This is a genomic window from Mongoliibacter sp. (genome assembly GCF_007692705.1).
GTDB lineage: Bacteria > Bacteroidota > Bacteroidia > Cytophagales > Cyclobacteriaceae > Mongoliibacter.
The window spans coordinates 1-5187 of sequence record NZ_REBN01000189.1; the positions used below are offsets into that span (position 1 = coordinate 1).

The window sequence follows — 5187 nt, forward strand, 5'->3', positions numbered from 1 at the left end:
ACATAATTATTCAACATTACCGGCATCACCAACATCAGGATATCTTCGTTGTCTGAAGTTTCTGAAGGGACGATAAGACCAGCCCTGTTTGGCGCTGAAAACTGAAGTGTTACTTCTTTGGATGCCACGTTATTAAGGATTTCAACCAAAAACTTGGCGTTGAAACCAATTTCTATATCCTCGCCGTCGTGCTCGCATGAAAGCCTCTCGTTCGCTTCATTGGAGAAATCCAGATCCTCTGCAGATATCTGCAATTCTGAACCAGTAAGTTTCAACCTTACTTGGTGCGTGGTCTTATTGGCATAGATCGCGATTCTTCTCAAAGAACCCAAAAACTCCATTCTATCTATTGTCATATGATTCGGGTTGTCCACCGGAATGACATTTTCATAATCAGGGAACCTCTCATCAATCAACCTACAGATCATTTTGATGCTATTGAATTTGAAATAGGCATTGGAGCTATTGAACTCAACTGTAACCGGAACATTTTCAGATGGCAAAGTAGACTTCAAAAGGTTTAACGCTTTTCTAGGAATGATCAAACTGGCCGCATCAGGCGCAGCGATATCCACTCTTCTGTACCTTACCAATCGGTGTCCATCAGTGGCAACAAAAGTAGCATTGGTACTGCTGAGATTGATGTAAACACCGGTCATAGCAGGCCTCAACTCATCGTTGCTGGTAGCAAAGATGGTATTACTGATGGCAGAACTCAAAACCTCTGTAGACATTTCCACAGCAGTGGCATTGCTTACAGTAGGAATCTTAGGGAAGTCTGTGGCGTTTTCACCTGCCAACTTGTACCTTCCGTTATCAGAGCTGATTTCTACACTGTAGGTATCATGGTCAATACTGAAATTGACTGGCTGCTCTGGCAGGTTCTTAAGGGTTTCGATAAGGATCTTCGCAGGGACTGCAATGTTTCCATCTTCTTTAGCCTCCACTTCGATCTCGGTCATCATGGAAGTCTGCAAATCAGAGGCAGTAATGGTCAATATTCCATCTTTAATCTCAAAGAGAAAGTTTTCCAAAATTGGCACGACCGGGTTGGTGGTCACTACGCCATTAATGGCTGAAAGCTGCTTTAGAAGTGCAGAAGAAGAAACAATAAATTTCATATCGTTAGGGCTTAATTTTTTGTCTATGTTTTGAACAGGGTAAATTTATAAATAAAATTATAAAACCAGCTTTTGAGGGCGAAAAAACCTCAAATTGAATTTCATTCTTTCAAATCTGCTTTTTATTGTGCGAAACACTATCGCCTGATAATGTGTGAATTGGAGAAATCACTTGGAAAAACGCCTTTTGCGAATCGCCCCCCAAACCATTCCTATGACAATAATCAACACTACAGGAAAGACAATATTGATGATTTGCCATTTTTGAAGCTCTTCTTTCACCTTTACTTTATTAAGCGGACGGATCTGAAACTGTTTGGTTCGGGAACTGATGATTCCATCCGGTTCGAGCAGGTAGTTGATGCTATTGATTAAAAGCTGTCTATTGGCAAATTGGGTATTTTCAAATGGGTCTTCTCCCAATCTCAATGGACTACCCTCAATAAAGTCGAACTGACTTTTGAAAAGGTTACCCGTTCCAGCCACCATTACCCTACCTTCGGCTCCCGACTCCAGAAAACTGCTTTGATCAGCCCCTTGAGGTAAAAACCGGTTTTTGTATACCGAAGTAAAATTGCCTTCCAATAAATACAAAAGAGGTAAATTCTGGGCTTTAAATTCATCCAGATTGGGACCATCAGCCATATCTTCAAAGGCCAATCGAACAGGTGCAGCTAATTTTCTACTGAAATCCGATGTAAAAATCAAAGGGGTTTTCCTCACTCCTTCAGCCTTGACAGTGTCCATGCTACTGACAAAACGGAACATGACCTGATCCAAACCTTTGGTTATGGGATGGGAAGCTTTTCTTCCGGCAGATACATAAAATGGCCATGGAAGAGGAATCAACTGCTCTTGATCTCCAAAATTGCCTGCCATCACAGGGTGGTACCCAAAATTCATATCCTGGATAAAATCTTTGTTTACCCGAATCCCATACCGAAAAAGCATTTGATCCAACCCATTATCAAAAGGCATGGCTACCGTGCCGTCTCCACCAGCTTGCTCCATATCATAGGCCAAAGCATCAATTAGAAAGATCAGGTTACCTCCGTTCATCAGGTATTGATCCAGGATATATACCTCCCTTTCGTCATAAGGCTCCTTAGGTCCAGGAATGATTATGGCAGCAAAAGGATCTAAATCCTCTACTTTTTGAGCCTGCTCCATTGGGATTTTGTATACTTCAAAATCACCCACCAAAGCCTCTATGATACCAAAACCATCATCCTCTTCCATTTCCCCATTGCCCATCAGCATTCCCACTGCAAACTGTTGCTTTCGAATCAGCTTCCTAATGGCATTCACCAATTCAAATTCTAGGTTTTCCACTGATTGATTTAAAATTTGATCAGGTCCCATACCTTTTTCTCCCCGTAGTACCAGAGCCCCTGTCTCAAACTCCTCATTTCTGACCACTACACCCGGAAAGATTAACTTTGTCTTTTGACCTCCATCTTCAGTAACAAAGAGGTTGGTAGGATTGATACCATATTCTGCCAAACCCACTATATAATCCTCTCTGATATCCATTGGCAGGGCCATTGGATCTTGATAATAAAAAGTGATTTTTTCATTACTATAAGCATTAAAAGTACGGATGGTCTCTTCAATTGACCGCTGAAGTCTTCTCATTCCTCCGGGAAGTTTGCCGGTCAGGAGAATCTCCACTTCTAAAGGTTCTTCTATTTCCTGTAAAACTTCAACGGTAGCTGGGTGGAGACTATATCTTTTTTCCTCAGTCAAATCAATTCTAAAAGGAAGGAATTTACCTATCAACCAAAGCATTAGCAGCAAGAATGCAGGGATTCCAATTTGTTTCAAAAGATTGATATCGCTTCTATTTTTCATTTTCTCCTGATCAATAGTCCTGTGATAGCAATATTAACAATGATAGTTCCTAAAAAATAAAATATGTTCTGTGCATCAATCACACCGCGACTCATACTTTGATAGTGAAAGCTTAAGCTCAGCTCCTCCAGAAGCAAGGCGAATGGACTCATGATGTTCATTTGGACAAAAGCGGTCAGTCCATAATACATCAGGAAAGACAAAAAGACGCCCAAAACAAAAGCAACAATTTGCTGTGAGGTCAATGCAGAAGAAAGTATGCCTATGGACCCAAATACAGCTCCGATTAAAAATAAACCAATCCAAGATCCGAAAAAACCTGCATGATCAATATTTCCTGAGGGATCGCCCAATTGCACTATACTATAATAATAAATCAACGTAGGAAGCAAAGCAATCAGAATCAATGTCAGCGTGGCAAAATATTTGGCTAAGATGATCTTTGTACCACTAACGGGTGAGGTCATCAGCAACTCCCAAGTACCTGTTTTCCGTTCTTCTGCAACCATCTTCATCGTAATGGACGGTATCAAAAAAGTAAAGACATAAGGAGTATATATAAACAAAGGCTCCAAGTCCGCAAACCCATATTCCAAGACTGAAGTATCCGGAAAAACCCACACTATCAATCCAATTGAAATCAGGAATACTGCAACTATCAGGTATCCTGTTAGGTTACTGAAAAAGGCATTGATCTCTTTCCAATAGAGGGCTTTCATTTGTTATAATTCATTTTTAAAAGTCAAAAACTGACCGTTATAGCGGCTTTTAGGCTTCCCAGTTTGTCGTTTTGGTTATGACTGTCTAACAAGGCAGTCAGGCGTATTTATTACACCTTCAATTCCATGTATTCAAGCTTCCGTAATTTGTTGAAATATTGACTCCAATGTTCTCTCTTGCTGCTGCAGACTAACCAGGCTAAGGTTTTGTTCCTGTAAAATGGTCATGATTTCCTTTCTACTTAATGCTGCATCCTGAACTGCAATGGATATTGCGTTCTTGGACGATCCTAGGTATCTGACTTTTCCCAGATTCTCAAACCATTCAAGTTGCAACTCCTCTTCTGTCTCTAAGGTCAACAGAGAATTCCCTCCATCCAATTTAAGGTTCTTCAACAAGTCAGAGGCGACAATTTTACCCCTATTGATAATCACTACTTTTTCACAAATCGCCTCCACTTCCTGCATGATATGCGTACTGAGTATCATGGTTTTATTTTGACTGATATTCTTGATCAATTTCCGAATTTCAACCAATTGGTTTGGATCTAGACCTGTAGTAGGTTCATCAAGAATAATCACTTCCGGATCATGTATAAGCGCCTTGGCAAGCCCAACCCGCTGTCGGTACCCTTTTGAAAGTTGACCGATACGTTTGTGCGCTTCCACTTCCAGTCCGCAAAGGTCGATCAATTCTGAAGTTCTATTTTTTAAGGCATTACCAGACATCCCGTATAACCCTCCAATAAAATGAAGGAATTCTTTGATATACATATCCAGGTAAAGCGGATTGTGTTCCGGCAGGTAGCCAATCAGCCGACTGACTTCTTTGGGGTGTTTCAAAACAGAAATGCCATTGACCTTTACATCTCCAAAATCAGGTATGAGGAAACCTGTAGCAATTTTCATTGTGGTAGATTTCCCTGCACCATTAGGGCCAAGAAATCCAAGTACCTGACCTTTATCTGCTTGAAAAGAGACATTGTCAAGTGCTTTTTGCGGACCGTATATTTTGGTAAGTTGTCTTACTTCCAATGACATGGTATGGGATTTAAGACGCTAAATTAAAGAGTTTTTCAAGACCAAACCTGTATATACCAAAAAAGGCTTCAAAGAAGCCCCGATGAAAGATGAAACAGCCATAAGCTGTTAAATCTTTTTTGATATTAAACCTTACGCAGGCTAATATAGTGTTGGTCATTGAAAAATGCAAATTCCAATAATTCCATCTGGCCTTGTTAAACATCGGAAGAAAAAGAATTTATCACACAGGTTCTTACCGCATTTAGGTATGGGTGTAAGATGACCAAAATTCTTGATGCTTGAACAGCTGGATTCCTATGCATGTGATTGATAAAAAAAAGTTTTTTTGTTCCAAGCTTGGAGTTTTAAAAGGGGTGGATTTCAGAAATCAACCCTTCATTTAAGCTTTGAATATTTTTCTAGGGAACTCACTATTTTAAAAAATAAAGGTAAAAAAATGTTTTTAGAGAGTA

4 protein-coding genes are annotated in these 5187 nt (G+C 40.1%); all 4 read right to left on the minus strand.

The window, feature by feature from the left end; all coding sequences use genetic code 11:
* On the minus strand, positions 1 to 1121 hold a 1121-nt coding region (dnaN, locus tag EA341_RS13230), incomplete at its 3' end, for a DNA polymerase III subunit beta (protein WP_293015334.1).
* A gap of 168 nt (positions 1122 to 1289) precedes the next feature.
* Entirely contained in the window at positions 1290 to 2972 is a 1683-nt protein-coding gene (gene gldG / locus EA341_RS13235) for a gliding motility-associated ABC transporter substrate-binding protein GldG (RefSeq protein ID WP_293015336.1), read from the minus strand.
* Positions 2969 to 3691 carry a gliding motility-associated ABC transporter permease subunit GldF gene (gene gldF / locus EA341_RS13240; RefSeq protein WP_293015339.1) on the minus strand — a complete coding sequence of 241 codons (723 nt, stop codon included), beginning with the start codon at positions 3689 to 3691 and terminating at the stop codon, positions 2969 to 2971. Before gldF ends, gldG begins: the two co-directional genes overlap by 4 nt.
* A 132-nt stretch (positions 3692 to 3823) precedes the next feature.
* A complete protein-coding gene (gene gldA / locus EA341_RS13245; protein ID WP_293015342.1) occupies positions 3824 to 4732 on the minus strand; it encodes a gliding motility-associated ABC transporter ATP-binding subunit GldA in 909 nt (302 codons plus the stop codon).
* Positions 4733 to 5187: the final 455 nt, after the last annotated feature.

What these genes read in the sequence shown, in the direction of transcription:
- gldG (WP_293015336.1), bottom strand. Translation starts at nt 2,972, where the DNA reads ATGAAAAATAGAAGCGATATCAATCTTTTGAAACAAATTGGAATCCCT.
- gldF (WP_293015339.1), bottom strand. Translation starts at nt 3,691, where the DNA reads ATGAAAGCCCTCTATTGGAAAGAGATCAATGCCTTTTTCAGTAACCTA.
- gldA (WP_293015342.1), bottom strand. Translation starts at nt 4,732, where the DNA reads ATGTCATTGGAAGTAAGACAACTTACCAAAATATACGGTCCGCAAAAA.